Here is a 17,395-nt window from a genome sequence, read left to right on the forward strand (position 1 = left end):
CTGTATGTGATACGATAAATTAAAGCCTCTCATCTGGGAGGCTTTTTTGATTAACCATTCAATCTTCAATCATAGATTCGCGTCGGTGTTCAAAAACGCTTAGGCATCATTTTTAAGTGCGTCAATTTGCTCCATCGAGGCTGCTTTTTTCTGACTCGGGCGGCTGAATACCAACCAGTTGCCCAAACCGACAAGGAAAGCGCCACCGACAATGTTGCCAAGAGTCACAGGGATCAGATTGGCAAACACAAAGTGAGAAATCGTCAGGTCAGCATATTGACTGGCATCTGTACCGATAGCATGCCAGAAAGTATCCGGTGCGAATGTCTGAATCGCAATGCCTAATGGCACCATAAACATATTGGCAACACAGTGTTCAAAACCTGAAGAAACGAACAGACCAACGGGTAAAATCGTCATCATTGCTTTGGTTGCTGCATTTTTTGAACTGAATGTTAACCAAACTGCGAGACAGACCAACAGGTTACACAAAATACCGAGAGCAAAAGCTTGGATAAATGTGTGGTGGAGTTTGTGTTGGGCCGTATTCAGTGCATTGAGGCCCCATTGCCCGTGAGCGCTACCGTATAAACCGGCAGCCATCACTAACACTAACAGCAACATGGCACCCAAAAAGTTACCGATATAGACTTTGCCCCAGATTGTCAGCATCTGAGTGGTATTCACTTGTCGATTTGCCCGAGCGAGAATAGTGAGTACAGAACTGGTAAAAAGCTCTCCGCCACAAATTACAACCAGAATCAGACCCAGACTGAAAGCGATACCTCCGGCCAGTTTTGCCAAACCCCAGGGAATATCTGCAGAGCCTGTCGTGACTGTAATATAAAATACAAATGCAAGCCCGATAAAAAGGCCAGCCATCACCCCGAGTCCTAAAATCGTCCCTGTTGATTTCTTGGTTTTACTATTTGCGTAATGTTCTGCTTCAACCATCATTTCAGCAGGCGTTAAGTAATCGGTATTGTTCGCCATATGGGCTCTCCAGATATAACTCATAGCGTTTAAATTGTGTGCTACAGCACATTCCTGCGCGTAGAGTACCTAATTTTACACCATACGGTAAATTGGTAATTCTGAATATAACTATCAATTTGATTGATAGTTGCCGGAAGCCCCGTAAAATAAAGCTGGAGTGGATGCACAATAACGATAGGTAAATCGGTGAGATATACATTAAAACAGATCGCTGTCTTTGATGCGATTGCTGAATATGGCAGTGTTAGTCAGGCTGCGGATTACTTGTCACTGACACAATCTGCGACCAGCATGTCTTTGTCGCAACTGGAAAAAATTCTGGGACGCACATTATTCGAGCGGTTGGGTAAACAGATGCGACTGACGCACTGGGGAGAGTGGCTCCGACCGCGGGCAAGGCGTTTGCTGCAAGATGCCCGGCAGATCGAGACCGGTTTTTTTGATTTGCAGGGCATCAGCGGTGATCTGACGTTGTGCGCCAGTCAGACACCGGCTGAGCATCTGCTTCCGGAATTAATCAGTCTGTTGGATCATCGTTATCCCGATGTCCGGATCAAAGTGAGTGTCAAAAGCTCACATAATGTCATTGAAGATGTTCTGAATTACCGCAGTGATTTAGGTATTATCGAAGGCCGTTGTGATGACCATCGTCTAGGTCAGGAAATCTGGTGTAGTGATCAACTGACGATTGTTGCCGCCCCTGATCACCCGTATGCAAGCTTACCCTCTGTCAGTTTTGAGCAACTGGCGCAAGCACGATGGGTGTTACGAGAACCCGGTTCGGGGACCCGGATGGTGTTTGAAAGTGCCATTCACCCTTATGTTCCTCAGTTGGATGTCTGGCGTGAGTATGATTTTGTACCGCTGCTTTGCAGCCTGACGGCACATTCAGATTATTTGACCTGTTTGCCGTACCTTGAAGTGAAACCGTTAATCGAAAATAACCAGTTAGTCCCCTTAAATGTACCGGCATTAAAGATGGATCGGAGTTTGTCTTTTATCTGGCGTGCCGATGTCGGCGAACATCCATTAATCGACTGTATCAGGACAACCGGCTTGCACATGGTTGAAGGCCGGTCTCTTCTGCTATAGACGCTTAGTTCGCAAGCTAAGCGTCTATAACGCGTTAGGTATTACCATTTGCCATTGTGACAATACGTTTCAGCGTTTGTCTGAGTTCAGATGGAATACATACCACACCGCGTTGTTCACAATAAGAGACGATCGCGAGTGCTAAATCAGGTTTTGCATATTTCTTGAGTACCCGAGTGACCACTTTTTTGGCAGGAATCGGGTGGTCGTGTGGGATTCTAAGCATATCTTTAAAGAAAAATTCGAAGCCATGATTATATAGGAAGTGTTCGATATCGCGGTCCGGGAGTTCGGTCAGACGGTGTAATATCTGATCATGTCCCAGTTGTGTGTGAACTATTGCCGCATATTTCTTACCTGCTGAATCTCCGTCAGTGACCACATGCCAGTCGATCCCGAATGCTTTGGCAACTTTAATCAACGATTTAAGTCCGGATTGCGCAAATTCTATGATTTGTATCCCTTCAGCCATCAAATCATAACCACACTGGCGAGCCAGTTCACTAAACAGCCAGACCTCAGTCTCTCCTTCGACCAATAACCAGCAGCGGGCGAATAACGCACTGGAGCGATGGAAGCGAATATGGAAGCCGATACGACGTAGGTCGTCCTGAGATAATATTTTTTCCGGGACAGACATCGCCTTGGTTCGGTCTGTCATTCTGACCAGTCGCCTGATGGAATAGAGTGGCACGGCTGCAAGCAATTCACCACTGTTAGTGGTGAGAATTTTTTGCATCGGTAGCAATTGTAAAATCGTCCAGGCCCGTGCTAAATGAGTTGGGTGTAATCGGCCTTCCGGATCTTCGATGATGAGTATCGGTCTCGCACATCGGCGGAGATCGGTCGGGCCTTTGGCTTGTAGATATGCATTCAGCAAGCGCATCAACAGCAGACGACTCTGACGGTTTTTTGTCTCTTCAATATATTGAATGAAGGTTTTTTCTGATGTGGGAGAAGCATAAACCAGACTGTTTCTCTCAAACATCGGCTTCTTTTTACTCCGACTTTTGAATGAGAAATAGTGTTCAACCAGCGAATTCATCGCATTGAGGCTGCTTTTGATTTCCCCTTTGTTGACATGTCCCGGCGTTGCCAGCAAACGGCGGCAGGTATTGTCGATTCTTTTCTCTATTCTGGCATTCTTACTATGATTGTTGCCATTGGTTGACTCTTCGAAATGTCGAGAATCCCTGAGCCGGAGGACAGGATGGAGGCTGCTTAGCTCTTGGGCGAGTTTTTCTGAATGGTGCAGTTTGAGCGGCTCGCCATCCTGATCAAGAAAGTGATGGACGGTCGTGATGCGGTCATGTTCTCTGGTACCGCTGATCCGATAAATGATCCGGCTGAGTCCCCGGGGCGCAGGTTGCCAGATCGGCTTGAGTTTACGATATCGGCCGGATTTTGGCTCATTTTTCTCAGTTGTGACAAAACAGAGCACGATTTGCAGATGCTGGGTCTGTGGTTGAGAAACAGCGTAGTTAACATGAAAATCCTGCAGTGAAAAGTGATACAGACTACCGTCAGGTGGGAGGGCAATACTGAGTGCGTCCAGCAGTGAAGACTTTCCCCAAGTGTTTTCTCCGATTAAAGTGGTGAGCGCTTCTAAACTAAGCGATAAACGACGGATTCCTCGGAAGCCGGATATTTCGACTCGCTCTAAATGCATAGGCATCTTCCCAGAGAGATGGCACTTATTGTAAGTGTAAGAATAATATAAAAAGTCAGAAATACGAGTTACTTACATCACAGATGATGAATATCAGTGGGGGCAGTTGCTTTAGAGATTAAAAAAGTTTGAACTCTATTTCACAAATGGAGATGAATCTGTCATGCTTTTCTACCCATGATATGAAAAAATGCTTGAGTCTATGCATCACCAGCCACTGTCCATCACAATTGCACACTTGAACGACACTCACTCATACTTTGAGCCCTCATCATTGCAGCTTGAAATGACCGTGCATCAGGATGAGATTTCACCGTATGTCAGTGCGGGGGGATTCGCCCGAATTGCGACTCGCGTCAGTCAGTTGAAAGATGAAGCCCAAAATCATGACCGTCCTTTTTTATTCCTGCATGGCGGAGATTGTTTTCAGGGCACATTATATTTCTCCTTATTTAAAGGAGAGGCGAATGCCACTTTGCTCAATGCACTAGGGGTTGACGCGATGGTGTTGGGGAATCATGAGCTGGATTTGGGCAATGAACCTGTCGCTCGGTTTGTGCGCAATATCAATTTTCCGCTTTTAGCGGGCAACTGGGATCTGAGTCAGGAACGGCCGGACAAACCATATCGGTTGTCTGATCAAACTAATGTTTACCGCTATGATGTCCGGCAACAAACGGCTCAATGGCTGGTTCGTGAATATGAACAAGACGCTGTGGCTATCTTTGGGCTATCGCTGGAGCGGATGGATGATATCTCCAATCCGGATGCGGATACGCCGTTTGTGGCGGCACTGGATGTTGCGCGCCGGACCGTCAATGCGATTCAGAATAGTGGCATCAATAAAATTATTTTACTCAGCCACCTCGGGTATGACATAGACAAACAGCTTGCCGAGGCGGTGAGCGGCATCAGTTTGATTATTGGCGGACATAGCCATGTTTTACAAGGTGACTTTTCGGATATTGGACTGGGGGCTGCCGATCCGTACGGGATCAAAGTGGGAGAGACACATATTGTGCAAGCCGGATGCCACGCGCTGGCGCTGGGGCACTGTCACATTGATTTTGATGGGGCAGGCAAAGTGGTACGTTTTCAGGGCAAGAATGAGCTGTTAATTGGCCGGCGTCTGTTTGTTGATGCGGCAAGACAGTCTACTGGCAGCGATTGGCGGCACCAACATGCCTGCGATTATCTGGAACGACATCCGCTGGTGTATGTTTGCCGCAAAGATCCCCGCATTCAGGATATATTGAACCGAAATTACCTGCCGGTGGTGCGGCAACAGCAAACCAAAGCGGTGATTCACCTGACACAACCTTTATTTCATACCCGGATCCCCGGAGAAAATGGCGGCAGTGAAATCGCACCCTTGGTGGCCCGGTCATTTTATCATGCGATGCGTAAGCGTGAACATCCGGTTCAGTTTGCTGTGCATAATGCCGGGGGCGTACGTTGTTCTCTGTCGAGTGGGGTACTGACGGTTGCCGATATTGCCGGTCAATTATTGCCATTTGCCATTCCTATCGGTGTGTATTACGTCACAGGTGCGACTCTCCGACGTTTACTGACAGGTGCGATTGACAATGCGTTGGGTTATCGGGCAGAGAGTACCGGTACGGGAAGTTATCCTTATTGTTATGGTTTGGATTTCCAATATCAGGCCGACATGCCGGTAGAAGAACGGATTCAGGCTTTAATGATTTATCAAAACGGCCACTGGACATCTGTTGATGATTCAACGGTTTATTGCGGAACATCGTCTGCCTATACGATGAAAGGAAAAGAAGGTTATGAAGCCATTCTTGGCATGGTTCGGCCCGGTATTGTTTCGAATGTCTCAATGGCCGATGCTCTGATCGAGATGTTCGAAGATAAACCTGAATGGCTTGAAGCGTCTGTCGAAGCACAATTTATCCGTTAGCTTTCACCCAATACATGAGTCATTACCATGATGGCATTGTCTTTGCTTGTATGATGATGTTGAAATAACCTCATCGGTGAGGAGGGAATATGCGGCATAAAGATTGGTTTGATGCACTGGTGGTTGTCAGTTGGGTGAGTATCTGGTCGTTACTGGTTTATTTTCTACCCTATGCAGCTGTTTAAATCAGATGGTCATTCAAATGGATAAATTGTATCGGGCAGCTATTGAAATTGAAAAATGGCTGCTTTTCATATTGCTCTCTTCGCGTTGATGAATGAAGACCTGCTATTTTCCTGTCAGACCTTCACTCTCTTTAAAATTGCCTTTTCAAAAATTGGAATCGGCCTCTCATTTTGATTAGTATTCTGCAAAATCTCCGAAAAAAACATCCAGAAATAGTCAATATCGCATCAATTCTGCTTGCCTAAATAAGTGATCGCTTTAAGATCGGTTCGTTGTTTTTCATATCTTTGCTAGGTATATAATCATAATGACTACACAAAAAATAAGTGAATCTATCTCGATTATTTCTAAGGTTGGTTTTTTTCTTGGTGCAGTAATAATACTGATATATTGCTCAATGATTGGATTCTATCCTCAAGGTCTTACATTAGGCGATGGGGCATTCATTGGCTTCGTGTTTCTCTCGTTCGGATTCTTAGCCACATTATTTATCTTTTTGTTTTCGATCTCGTCTTTGTCATTGGTCAATGTGTTGATTTTTCTGTTTCGGTTACCGTCGTTTATTTTTAAAACGTTGTCGATGACCAAGAAAGAGAAACATCTGCGCGGCATGGTGTTTGGCGGGATGCTCAAAAACTTTATTAAAGATCATCATATCGGTTCGATCTCTTTCTTGGGATTGGTTTGGTTGATTCCGCTGATTTATATTCTTTGTCAGTATGCGACAGTCAGGGATTCAGACTGGTTTTCAACGCTCTTGATGTTTACACCACTGTTGTATTGTGGCATCGCCTGTAAGATGTATCTCAATCATAAAGAGAAGAATATTTTTAATAGTCTGGTGACGTTATTTATTTTATTGACACCTTTTATGGTGGTGCCCGGATTATTTAAACATACCTTATATACCGCGATGGAAAATATCGGTGTCAGGGACAGTCATGTGTCACTTTATATCGATAATCAGTATGTTCCGGTCGTGAATAATATCATCAATAAAAATGATCTGAGTGACTATCAAGTGACCAGTGTTGATGACAATTTCAGTAAAATTGATAATGTTGATGTCATTTTTACCGGGGCAGGTAACAGAAGTTTGCTGAGACTGGCGGATAAACGTGTGTCGATTAACTTTGTGTTACCGTCAGATGCATTTTATACAGAGAAATCTCATTTGAATCATGACTTGAATAGTCTGATTGCAGCCATTCAAGCGAATAGCTCGGATGCGTTTCAACAAAATAAGGTTTCATTTGATTATCATCACATGGTGTTGAACTTTGGTTCATATGGCTATTTTAAAGTCGGAGAGTATGCGGTTTCACCTCGGTTTGAAACCGCGATCACGTCAACATTGAATCCATTATTTGATGTCTTGTCGCGATATCCGGAACAGATTAAATCTCTGGAAGTGATTGGTTTATCCAGTCAGGAATGGAAGGGATCAAAAGACGATTTGGATGCGTACAAGTATAATTATGATCTGTCCGTGAAAAGAGCGTTAGCCGTGTCTAATGTCTTATTTGAGAGCGAGATGTTACAGCCATACGGGCAGTGGTTGAGTGATAAACTGGTGATTCGGGGTGAGTTATCTCAACAAGATGGGCGAGATAAAAAATCAGACCGGAGAGTTATCATCAAACTGAACCTGAAACAGTAATCCTATGTCAAGAAAAACCCCGGAGTCAGCTTCTGATTCCGGGGTTTTTGATTGAATCAACCCCGCTTATTTTTTACGGGTATATTCGGCAATAATATACATCGACTGACCGTTTGCTTTTCCTGAAATCAGCTTAGGATCGTCGCTCAGGCTGATGCCACGAACGACCGTACCTTGCTTAATGACTTGAGAAGAACCTTTGATCGGCAAGTCTTTAATAATTGTGACGTCGTCACCTTTCTTCAGCTCAACACCGTTCACGTCACGGGGTTTCTCAGCATCATCATCCATGCCGATCATTGCCCAGTTGGCAACCTCTTCTTCCAGATACATCATATCCAGCAGATCGTGAGCCCAAGTTTCAGACTCTGATAAACGCTTCAGTTGACGCCACGCCACGACTTGAACCGCTGGCGTTTGATTCCACATACTGTCGTTCAGACAACGCCAGTGGTTCGAATCGGCCGTTTCCGGATTCTCAATTTGACTCTTACAGGTTTCACAGAGCATCACTGCATGATCGACTGTAATGAGTGTATGAGGTGCAACAACAAATGGTTGAAGCTGAGCGGTAGATGAACAAAGTTCACATTTTGATTCACAACGTTCAAGCAGCGCTGATTCTGTTGCCATATGATTGGACTCCTGTAAAAAGAATAAGGGCGTATTATCCACTTCGTGGCAACAATTTAAAGTTTTTTATCCACCAAGACGACGTTTTAGCAACAATGAACGAGCAGGTTAGACTGCATAAAACGAGGATCAAGGCTTACACATATAAATCAAGATTTATAAATATGAATATAGCTTGCTGGCGTCGGCTACGCTTGTCATGATATTTTCTGAGCGGAGTCTTTCGGCTCTCTCACCTCTATTTGATTTGTTAAAGGTAGATTATGCGTATCTGGAAAAGACCGATTGATATTGATTTATTGAATCAAACTTCAGTGAACACCATGATGGAACACCTGAATATTGTCTATACGGAAGTAACCGATTCAACGATGTCGGCAACGATGCCGGTTTGTCATTTCACCCATCAGCCATTGGGGATGTTGCATGGCGGGGCTTCGGTTGTGCTTGCGGAAACATTAGGCTCCGTTGCTGCGAACTGCTGTGTTGATGAAGATGCTTATTGTGTCGGGTTGGATATTAATGCCAATCATATCCGAGCGGTTAGAAGCGGAACGGTCACGGGGGTTGCTCAACCAATGCATATCGGTGTATCGACGCAAGTATGGCAGATCAATATTCATGATGAGCGGGATCGATTAGTGTGTACCAGCCGTCTCACCATTGCCGTTAAAAAGAAAAAATAGCAATAATATGCGGACTAAGTTTGCAGAAAAGGGAAAAATAGGAAATTATAGAGCGATGAATAATCTCATCAATTTCCCCCTTTATCTTTATGAGTAGTCCAAGGTTACGTGTCCAGTTTGAAACCTTATTCGAACACTTTGAAGGTCAAAATACGGAAGTTCGTCTGGAAGATGTGACGGATATACTGTTTTGTACGCGCCGTAATGCCCGAATTGTCTTGAATAAGATGGAAGAAGAGGGCTGGATCGAATGGCATCCTGCTGCCGGCCGGGGCAAATTATCACAGCTGATTTTTAAACGCAGCCGGAGTGATGTGAGTGAAAATCTGGCCAGACGATACCTTGAAGAAGGAAAATTCGGGCAAGCGTTCTCCGTTCTGGATCAAAATGCCGATAAGCTCACCCAAGTCATCCAAAGTTATCTTGGCGTGCAGCACCAGCAGGGACGTCAAGTTGTTCGCCTGCCTTACTATCGTCCGTTATCGATGCTGAATCCTCGCAAGCCGATGCGGCGCTCCGAACAACATATTGCCCGGCAAGTTTTTAGTGGTCTCACAACCTTAGATGAAAATGAAACGCTTCAGCCCGATTTGGCGCATAGCTGGCAGAGTCTGTCTGCAGAGCATTGGCGGTTTTATCTACGTCCCGGTGTCCGGTTCCACAATGGCCAGTTGTTGACGTCAGAATTGGTGGTTGACAGCCTTCGTGAACTACAGCATTTCAGATTGTTCCATCATATTGAGGATGTCATATCACCCGGAGATTGGGTGATTGATATTCATCTGAATAAACCTGATTTGCATCTGCCGGTTTTACTGGCTGAAACGTGTGCAAGAATTGTGAGTCCCAGTGTTCAGCAAGAGCATGAGTTTGATGTCATGCCGATTGGTACAGGGCCATTCAAAGTTGTAATTAATGATGATAAGAGGCTGATTTTACAAGCATTTGATAGTTATTTCGGTTATCGTCCGTTGTTAGACCAAATTGAAGTCTGTGTCATTGATGAGGCAGACTCTTCTTTGGTTTTTCCAACCTTGAATACCCCCCTTAAAGTGAGACGCGGTGCATCCCGGGAAGATGTTGATTTGGATCCGGGATGTATTTATCTACAATTGAACCGCAGAGACGGAATTGCCTGTGATAATGAATGGGCTGAATATCTGAGTAGTAAATTGAGTGCACTGAATCTGTTTAGTCTCTTTCCTGAAGAAACGGTTGTGGCGTGGGGCATGTTACCGGCTCACGGGTTGAAACCGGGGTGGTATCATCATCGTCCCAATCGTCAAATGATTATCCCCGCGATAACGCGTCCGGTCCGGATTGCTTATCATGCGAAACATCCGATGTTTCCTCATTTGATAGAGGCAATTCAGACTTTATTGACGCAAGATGGTATTCAGGTTGAATTAATTACTTATGAACATGCTGTCGATGTGACACAAGAGATTGATATCTGGATAAAAGCTATGGGTATATCAAACCATCGTGACGATGCATTGGCGGGGTGGCTTTTGGATTACTCCGATGTCAATGAAACAAGTCAGCCGGAAGATTTTGCCGGTTGGCAACAGTTGATTGATCACTGGCGGACTGAACCCGATCAACCGTTCCCGGCAAGAGAAATCGGGAAGTCTTTGATTGAGAAACATCAAATTGTGCCGCTATTTCACAGTTGGCTTGGTGTCAGTCATGACCAGTGTGGTGCGTTGCAGAACGCTAAATGTAATGCGTTGGGATGGTTTGACTTTTGTCGGGTCTGGGTTAAGCCGGAACTGGATTGAGAGTCATCCTTCATTTTGTGGATGAGTTTTTTACTGTTGCTTGGTGCATCAGCGCAGAAATGATATGCAATCAGTTAATATGTTGCCATTCATCGCGCTGTTTTTTGTATACTACTTGAGTGGCGGGATCATTCGACATGGATCAATGTGAACCTGAGTCGCGGTTCATTATGGTTAGCAAACATAGCTTCCAGCGAACCGAACATAGTTTTGAACAAACATAATTTTGAACGAGCATGATTTTGAATGAATATGGTGTTTAAGAAAATAGCTTAAGGATACTGATTTTGCATAGTCCTATTACATTAGAAGCGCTTTACATTCTCGATGCGATCGAACGACGTGGCAGTTTTGCTGCGGCTGCACATGAGATGAACCGCGCACCAAGTTCCCTGAGTTATCAGATTCAAAAACTGGAGCAGGATCTCGATATCATCATTTTTGACCGCTCCGGTCATAAGGCCAGTTTTACGGATGCCGGACGGCTACTTCTGGATCATGGGCGATTAATCCTCTCTGAAACCGACAAGCTGGTCAATGATGCGACAGTTTTGGCCAACGGCTGGGAGCTGGATGTGACGCTGGCTTATGATGGAATCATTCCGGTGGATAATTTCTTTCCACTGGTGGAAGCGCTCGGAAATGTGAGTAAAACCAGAGTCCGGCTTCAGGAGGAAATTTTGGCGGGATGTTGGGAGTCGCTGGCAACGGATCGAGCCGATCTCTTGATTTGTCCTCGCCTTGAAACGATGCCTCATGATGTCAAAGTTGAATCATTGGGATCAATGTCTATGGTGTGGGTTGCCGCGACCGGACATTATGTTCATAAACGTAGCGGTGCTTTTGACGAAAGTGCGCGACAGAAGTATCGGATTGTTGCGATTGCCGATACCGCGAGAGAGCAACCGCCACTCAGCGTAAATATTCTTCAAAAACAGCCGCGGCTGACCGTGACAAACTTTGCTGCTAAGTGTCAGGCGCTTACATCCGGACTTGGGATAGGAACACTACCACAACAGGTGGCACAACCTCTGATTGATGCAGGCAAACTGCAAATCATTCATGGTACGGAAAAGAAAGATGCTGAGTTAGTGCTGGCTTGGCGCCGGAATAAAATGGGTGAAGCCAAATCTTGGTGTATTCAGTATTTGAAAAAGCACTGGAATTTATACTCAATTGAATGAGTCATTTGAACATCGAGAAAGTGAAAAGAGACAGAGTCGCGGATAACCGTGACTCTGTTTTCGTTTGATGGTTATCATTCAGGCTCTTGTGATAATAGCAGCTGCATTTCGGCCGTCCCATCTTCGAAATGTACTTCTACCTGAAATCCGAGTTTCTGAGCCAGTGATAACATCCCTTGGTTACTTGGCATCGTGATGCCTGATATTTGTTGCGTTCCCTTGTGGGTACAATAGTCGATAATCTTCCTCATCAGAATTCGCCCTAATCCCAGACCTTTTAAGTCGGAGCGGATTAAAATCGCAAATTCTGCATTACTGTTGTCCGGTGTGATTAATGCACGGGAGACACCGATAATCTCGTGGTGAGGGGACGAACGAACTGCAACAAAAGCCATTTCCCGGTCATAATCGATCTGAGTCATGTTCGCTAAAGCTTCATGATTAAATTCGCCGACTTCTGTAAAAAAGCGTTTATACAGATCTTCTTTGGAGACTTTATGGATGAAGTCCGCGTGATCGGGTTCATCTTCCGGCAAAATGGGACGAACCAAAATTGACTCCTGATTTTTCATGACCACCTGTTGTTCCAACTCCGACGGATAGGGACGGATGGCTAATCGCTGTTGCGCATCACCGTGATAAGGTTTGAGATGTAAATCGGCATCCAGAATCGTAAATTGATGACCATTGACCAGCAGGGGATGAATATCTAATTCATGCACTTCAGGACACGCCACTATTAATTGTGAAAGCCTCACTAAAAACTGAGAAAGCCCTGCAATATCAATGGGTACAGGCAGTTTTTGCAGACGGATTTTATTGTTTTTGATCGCTTGGAGAATTAAATCTCTCGCTAATGTCATGTTCAACGGTGGCAGGGCGGCTTCGGCATCCGTTGCTTCTTGCCATTCGGATCCGCCTTGGCCCAGCAGAATCACCGGGCCGAAGGTGTCATCATGCTTGACTTTAATCCGCAATTCTTCACCGCCGGCGAGTTTCGCCATCGCTTGAACGACTAAACCATGAATCAACGCTGCCGGATAAGACAGACTCACTCGATCAAGGATCGCCTGTGAGGCACTTTCGACTTCGTGACGATTTCTGAGATTGAGCATGACGCCTTGTACATCAGATTTATGAGCGATATCCGGGGAGCGTAATTTTACCGCCACCGGGTAACCGATGGTTTCGGCAATATGGACGGCTTCACTACTATCTTGGGCCATCCAAGTGGGTAACACATCAAACTCAAAACAGGTCAACAAGTCACCGATTTGATGGGTATCGAGTAATATGGCTTGCTGGTTTGCAAGATGAAGATGCTCTTGAATCCACTGTTGAGCTTTGTGAATTTTTTCCGGTGGAAGAAAATCTGCTGTGGTTGGTGTTTCCATCAATTGCTTTTGATTACGCTTATATTCAACCATGTGCATAAATGCAATCACTGCGCTTTCCGGGGTACGGTAAGTGGGAATTCCGGCCTGATAGAAGCGTTGCCGGGCTGCTTTGGCGGTGAGTTCACCCGACCAGTTGGTCAAAATGTTAAACTGGCGACTGCGTGGGTGTTGATTTAAGGCATCAATCACTGCCTGAGCCGTCTGTTCTGACTCAGCAACGGCTGAAGGACAATGCATCACTAAAATGGCATCGGCAACATCTGAATCCAACACGGCATTGAGTGCGGATACATAGCGTTGATGCCCTGCATCCCCCACAAGATCGATAGGGTTGGCGTGTGACCAACTTGGCGGCAGGCTTTGATCGAGTTTGTGCATGATGTCATCATTCAGTCGCGCTAACTTGCCACCACGTTCGAGTAAAGTATCAATGGCCATAATCGCCGGACCGCCGCCATTGGTGATAATTGCCAGCCGTTCACCACGGAGTGGGAGTGGGTGGGTTAAGGTTTCCACTGCGGCAAACAGTTCATGTGTGTTATGAACACGCAACATACCGCTTCGACGAATGGCAGAATCATAAATAATATCGAGGGTATCGATACCACCGGTATGTGCTTTGGCCGCCTTTCTTCCTTCCTGTGTTCTTCCGCCTTTTAAGACCAGAATTCTTCGGTTCCGTGAAGCGGCCCGGGCCGCAGAGATAAACCGTCTGGCATTCCGAATTGTATCGATATAGAGCAAAATGGCATCGGTGTGACGATCGGTACTGAGATGATCGAGCAGATCATTGAAATCGATATCTGATGCATTGCCCAGAGAAATAAAGGCAGAAAAGCCAATCTGTTTTTCATTGGCCCAGTCCAGAATGGTTGTACATACTGCTGCTGACTGAGAAATAAAGGCAATATTCCCTTTTAAGGCGGGCACTGGGGAAAAAGAGGCATTAAATGATATCCAAGGGAGAATGATCCCCAAGCTATTTGGACCAACAATACGCATGTTCGCTGCTTTTGCGATAGCGTGACACTGTTGTTGAATCTGATGATCTTCTGGATCATTGGTATACATATCCGAAGATAAGACCACCACGTAAGCGACTTTTTTCTCGGCAAGCTGGTGGAAAAGCGAAATATTTCTTGAAGCGTGCGTACATAAAACTGCGATATCCGGTATGATAGGCAGTGAGTCGATTGTTTTGTAAGCCAGCACGCCACACACAGAGGTATAACGAGGGGTGACCGGCATGACCGTACCATCAAAGTTACCACTGAGCAGGTTCTTCATCACCACATGACCTGCGCGTAGTGGCCGATTGGAGGCACCAATGACGGCAACCGATCTGGGCTTTAAAAAATGAGACAGGTTGTTCATTTTTATTTCTCACATCAGCAAGGATATCCGTCTGATTATACAATTGGATTGATGAAAGCAGGGATATGGAAAGCAAAACTTGGATATTCGCTTAAAATTGTTTAATACTTTGTGTTTTATATCACATGTTATTCATTTGAATTTATTACCTAAACTTGATTCTAGACTCGGCTATGGGCATGATTGATACACTCTTTATGAAAGGCACGAAAACTATGGAAAAAAAAGTCATTCTCGGTTTGTCTACGTTACTGTTGGCGGCATGCTCTTCTGGTACTTATGTAACGGACGTAACAACTGAAAGCTACCAGGAAGAATATCCCACGGCCAAAATACAACAGCCGGTGGTTTCTCAGCAGGGAACAACTGCTGAAGGTGTGACAGAAATGAATGTCGTTCGGACGACAGAGCAGCCGGCAACATCTCAAAAGATGTCTCAACCGAGTCAGACTGCTGTGACGATTACTCCGCCGACGGCAAAACAAGTGGCAATGAATCCACGTTTTGGTTACACCATTCAGGTGGTTGCGGTTGGTAGTCAAAGCAAAGTGGATCGATTTTCTAGCAAGCTCCCTAAAGATGGGCAGCCTATCTGGGAAAACTACAAAGTTGTGAATGGGACGAAGTGGTATACCATCTTATACGGTGATTTTGCAACGCGAGCTAAAGCGCGTCAGGCCATTCAGATGCTACCGGCTGAGTTTCGTCAACTCAAACCTTTCGTAAAAAGTATTGACGCAATTAAAAACTCAGAATATCCGACTTTAAACAAGCTGAATTAAGTAAAAAAAGGGCCTCGGGCCCTTTTTTGTGTAGATAGTGAACGGTTAGCAGCCGAGAGAAAAATAAGGCTACAACTTTATCGGGAATTATCTATGATAGGGGCGGTTTAAACTGAAAGGAAGTGTGGAAGAATAATGGACCGTATCAATATATTATTACTTTGTGGTGGTGGTTCATCAGAGCATGAAGTGTCATTGGTTTCTGCGAATTATGTTCAGGAACAGCTCCAAACCAATCCTCACTTTCACGTTGAACGTATTGAAATGAAACGTGACGGCTGGTTTTCCGAAGACGGCCATCTGGCATATTTGGATACTAATACAGCAACGCTGAATACTGATGTCAGTTGTCAGAACATTGATTTTGTGGTGCCATGCATCCATGGCTACCCCGGAGAGACCGGCGATATTCAGTCAATGCTTGAATTAGCAGCCATTCCATATTTGGGATGTGGTCCTGAGGCGAGTTCAAATAGCTTTAACAAAATAACATCAAAGCTTTGGTACGATGCGTTAGGTGTTCCGAATACCCCTTATTTATTCTTGTCTGAATTCACAGAGCAGACGATGGCACAATGCGAAGAAGCATTCCACCGTTGGGGGGCTTTATTTGTGAAAGCTGCTCGTCAAGGTTCTTCTGTTGGATGTTACAAGATCACTGATTTGTCACAATTGCGTCAATCAATTACCTCAGCATTTCAGTTTTCTGAACAGGTTCTCGTTGAAAAAGCGGTGAAACCGCGAGAGTTAGAAGTTGCGGCTTATGAAATCGGGGGAGATCTGCATATTTCGGCACCAGGTGAGGTCATTGCACCGGCTGATGCTTTCTACACCTATGAAGAGAAATATAGCCAAACCAGCCACTCTTATACCAAGGTAGAGGCTGAAGGTCTCACCGCAGAACAGCTTACCTCAATTCGTGAATACAGTGAAAAAGTGTTTCGTCATATGAAACTTCGACATCTGGCCCGCGTTGATTTTTTCTTAACGCCGGACGGAGAGGTTTATTTGAACGAAGTGAATACATTCCCGGGAATGACGCCAATCTCGATGTTCCCTAAAATGTTAGAAAACAATGGCCATACCATGGCAGATTTTTTAACGGATTGTATTGAACGGTCATTGGAAAAAGTCACGACTTCCAAGGCTTAAACGATTTAAATCGTTGTATTTCAATTTCAGCCTGATGATGCTTTCCAACATACTGAGAAGGCATCACGGGGCTTTGCCAGCGACCAAAAGACTGAATCTCCTTGATTTTCATTCCTTGTTGATAGAGCTCTTGTGTGGCTCCGATGCGAGTCGATTGACCTGAAAATTTAAGATGGGCAATCCCAAGTCGTTCTCCGGCACCTCTTAAAATTCGATGGATCGATGAGTCATTCAGTTTTTCAATTCCGATATTTTGGTGACGATCGATCGAACGGAAGACATAAGGTGAAGATTGGATATCAATCAGATGATACCACCGATGAATCGCTTCCGAAGCCGGTGGAGATAGTTGATAATCATTACCTCTGAGTTCAACCCGTACCTCGGATTCTGAGTGAAAGGTGAGTTGTTCAACTTGGAGTTCTCTGAGCTCCGCTCGTTTCAAAATGCACTCAAACATCAGATGATAAATAGCGAGATCTCGAATATCTTTGGCATCTTTAGAGGTCGAAAGTCGTGTATCGAGTTGCTCAAGATGTTCTCGACCTAACGCATCTGCCTGACTATTATCGCCTTTTTTCTCTGTTCTTAAAAACATCAGAAGTAAACGGACCTGATGATTCGTGATTGGATCCGGATAACCAAGCAATTTATGCAGCACTGTCATAGTGACGCTGTAACGACGTAGGGTTGAAAACTTCCTAATCCGTGATTCCTTTTCGAGAAAAAGACGAATCATATCCGGAGATGCCGGATAAGGAACAACATGCTGATTCTGACAAAATTCTACAAACAGATTCCAGTCTTTCGTCATAGCTAGTAGGGAACTGCTTGAATATTGATATTGCGTCAGTTCATCAAGTTGTTCTTTATGAATGA

The 17,395-nt window shown here is 44.9% G+C and carries 12 protein-coding genes and 1 pseudogene; 8 read left to right on the plus strand and 5 right to left on the minus strand.

All coding sequences use genetic code 11. The features are described 5' to 3' along the window. Nucleotides 1-123: 123 nt before the first annotated feature. Nucleotides 124-1,017, minus strand: a pseudogene (focA, locus tag VRK_RS12695) (formate transporter FocA); the annotation flags it as partial. A 165-nt stretch (nt 1,018-1,182) separates the two neighbouring features. On the opposite strand from focA, the gene VRK_RS12700 reads away from it, so the two are divergent. Then, nucleotides 1,183-2,088 carry a LysR substrate-binding domain-containing protein gene (locus VRK_RS12700; protein WP_059121706.1) on the plus strand — a complete coding sequence of 302 codons (906 nt, stop codon included), beginning with the start codon at nt 1,183-1,185 and terminating at the stop codon, nt 2,086-2,088. Between the two features lie 34 nt (nt 2,089-2,122). On the opposite strand, the gene VRK_RS12705 is transcribed toward VRK_RS12700, so the two are convergent. Then, nucleotides 2,123-3,757 carry an ATP-dependent endonuclease gene (locus VRK_RS12705; RefSeq protein ID WP_059121707.1) on the minus strand — a complete coding sequence of 545 codons (1,635 nt, stop codon included), beginning with the start codon at nt 3,755-3,757 and terminating at the stop codon, nt 2,123-2,125. Nucleotides 3,758-3,947: 190 nt separating this feature from the next. Here VRK_RS12705 and VRK_RS12710 point away from each other — a divergent pair, with 190 nt between their 5' ends. Both VRK_RS12710 and VRK_RS12715 read left to right on the plus strand, forming a co-directional pair. Continuing rightward, nucleotides 3,948-5,681 carry a bifunctional metallophosphatase/5'-nucleotidase gene (locus VRK_RS12710; protein WP_059121708.1) on the plus strand — a complete coding sequence of 578 codons (1,734 nt, stop codon included), beginning with the start codon at nt 3,948-3,950 and terminating at the stop codon, nt 5,679-5,681. A gap of 583 nt (nt 5,682-6,264) precedes the next feature. After that, complete coding sequence (locus VRK_RS12715; RefSeq protein ID WP_059121709.1) at nt 6,265-7,527, plus strand: OmpA family protein; 1,263 nt, start codon at nt 6,265-6,267, stop codon at nt 7,525-7,527. A 66-nt stretch (nt 7,528-7,593) separates the two neighbouring features. Here VRK_RS12715 and VRK_RS12720 read toward each other — a convergent pair whose 3' ends face one another. After that, on the minus strand, nt 7,594-8,160 hold the full coding sequence (locus VRK_RS12720) for a PhnA domain-containing protein (RefSeq protein ID WP_059121710.1): 567 nt from the start codon (nt 8,158-8,160) through the stop codon (nt 7,594-7,596). 263 nt (nt 8,161-8,423) lie between these two features. Here VRK_RS12720 and VRK_RS12725 point away from each other — a divergent pair, with 263 nt between their 5' ends. The 3 genes from VRK_RS12725 to VRK_RS12735 all read left to right on the plus strand — a co-directional run bounded on the left by VRK_RS12725 (nt 8,424) and on the right by VRK_RS12735 (nt 11,811). Continuing rightward, entirely contained in the window at nt 8,424-8,846 is a 423-nt protein-coding gene (locus tag VRK_RS12725) for a hotdog fold thioesterase (protein ID WP_059121711.1), read from the plus strand. 89 nt (nt 8,847-8,935) lie between these two features. Further along, on the plus strand, nt 8,936-10,627 hold the full coding sequence (locus tag VRK_RS12730) for an SgrR family transcriptional regulator (RefSeq protein ID WP_059121712.1): 1,692 nt from the start codon (nt 8,936-8,938) through the stop codon (nt 10,625-10,627). A 287-nt stretch (nt 10,628-10,914) separates the two neighbouring features. Beyond that, a complete protein-coding gene (locus VRK_RS12735; RefSeq protein WP_059121713.1) occupies nt 10,915-11,811 on the plus strand; it encodes a LysR substrate-binding domain-containing protein in 897 nt (298 codons plus the stop codon). Between the two features lie 74 nt (nt 11,812-11,885). On the opposite strand, the gene VRK_RS12740 is transcribed toward VRK_RS12735, so the two are convergent. Then, a complete protein-coding gene (locus VRK_RS12740; protein ID WP_059121714.1) occupies nt 11,886-14,582 on the minus strand; it encodes a bifunctional acetate--CoA ligase family protein/GNAT family N-acetyltransferase in 2,697 nt (898 codons plus the stop codon). A gap of 215 nt (nt 14,583-14,797) precedes the next feature. Between VRK_RS12740 and VRK_RS12745 the strand changes: the two genes are divergently transcribed. Then, nucleotides 14,798-15,364: an SPOR domain-containing protein gene (locus VRK_RS12745; RefSeq protein WP_059122762.1), complete on the plus strand. Its 567-nt coding sequence runs from the start codon at nt 14,798-14,800 to the stop codon at nt 15,362-15,364. A gap of 135 nt (nt 15,365-15,499) precedes the next feature. Continuing rightward, nucleotides 15,500-16,516 carry a D-alanine--D-alanine ligase gene (locus tag VRK_RS12750; RefSeq protein WP_059121715.1) on the plus strand — a complete coding sequence of 339 codons (1,017 nt, stop codon included), beginning with the start codon at nt 15,500-15,502 and terminating at the stop codon, nt 16,514-16,516. Here VRK_RS12750 and VRK_RS12755 read toward each other — a convergent pair. Beyond that, complete coding sequence (locus tag VRK_RS12755) at nt 16,497-17,330, minus strand: tyrosine-type recombinase/integrase (RefSeq protein ID WP_231735771.1); 834 nt, start codon at nt 17,328-17,330, stop codon at nt 16,497-16,499. The two genes, VRK_RS12750 and VRK_RS12755, sit on opposite strands and share 20 nt — an antisense overlap. Between the last annotated feature and the right edge of the window lie 65 nt (nt 17,331-17,395).

The sequence above is a fragment of the Vibrio sp. MEBiC08052 genome (assembly GCF_001506075.1).
Classification (GTDB): domain Bacteria; phylum Pseudomonadota; class Gammaproteobacteria; order Enterobacterales; family Vibrionaceae; genus Vibrio.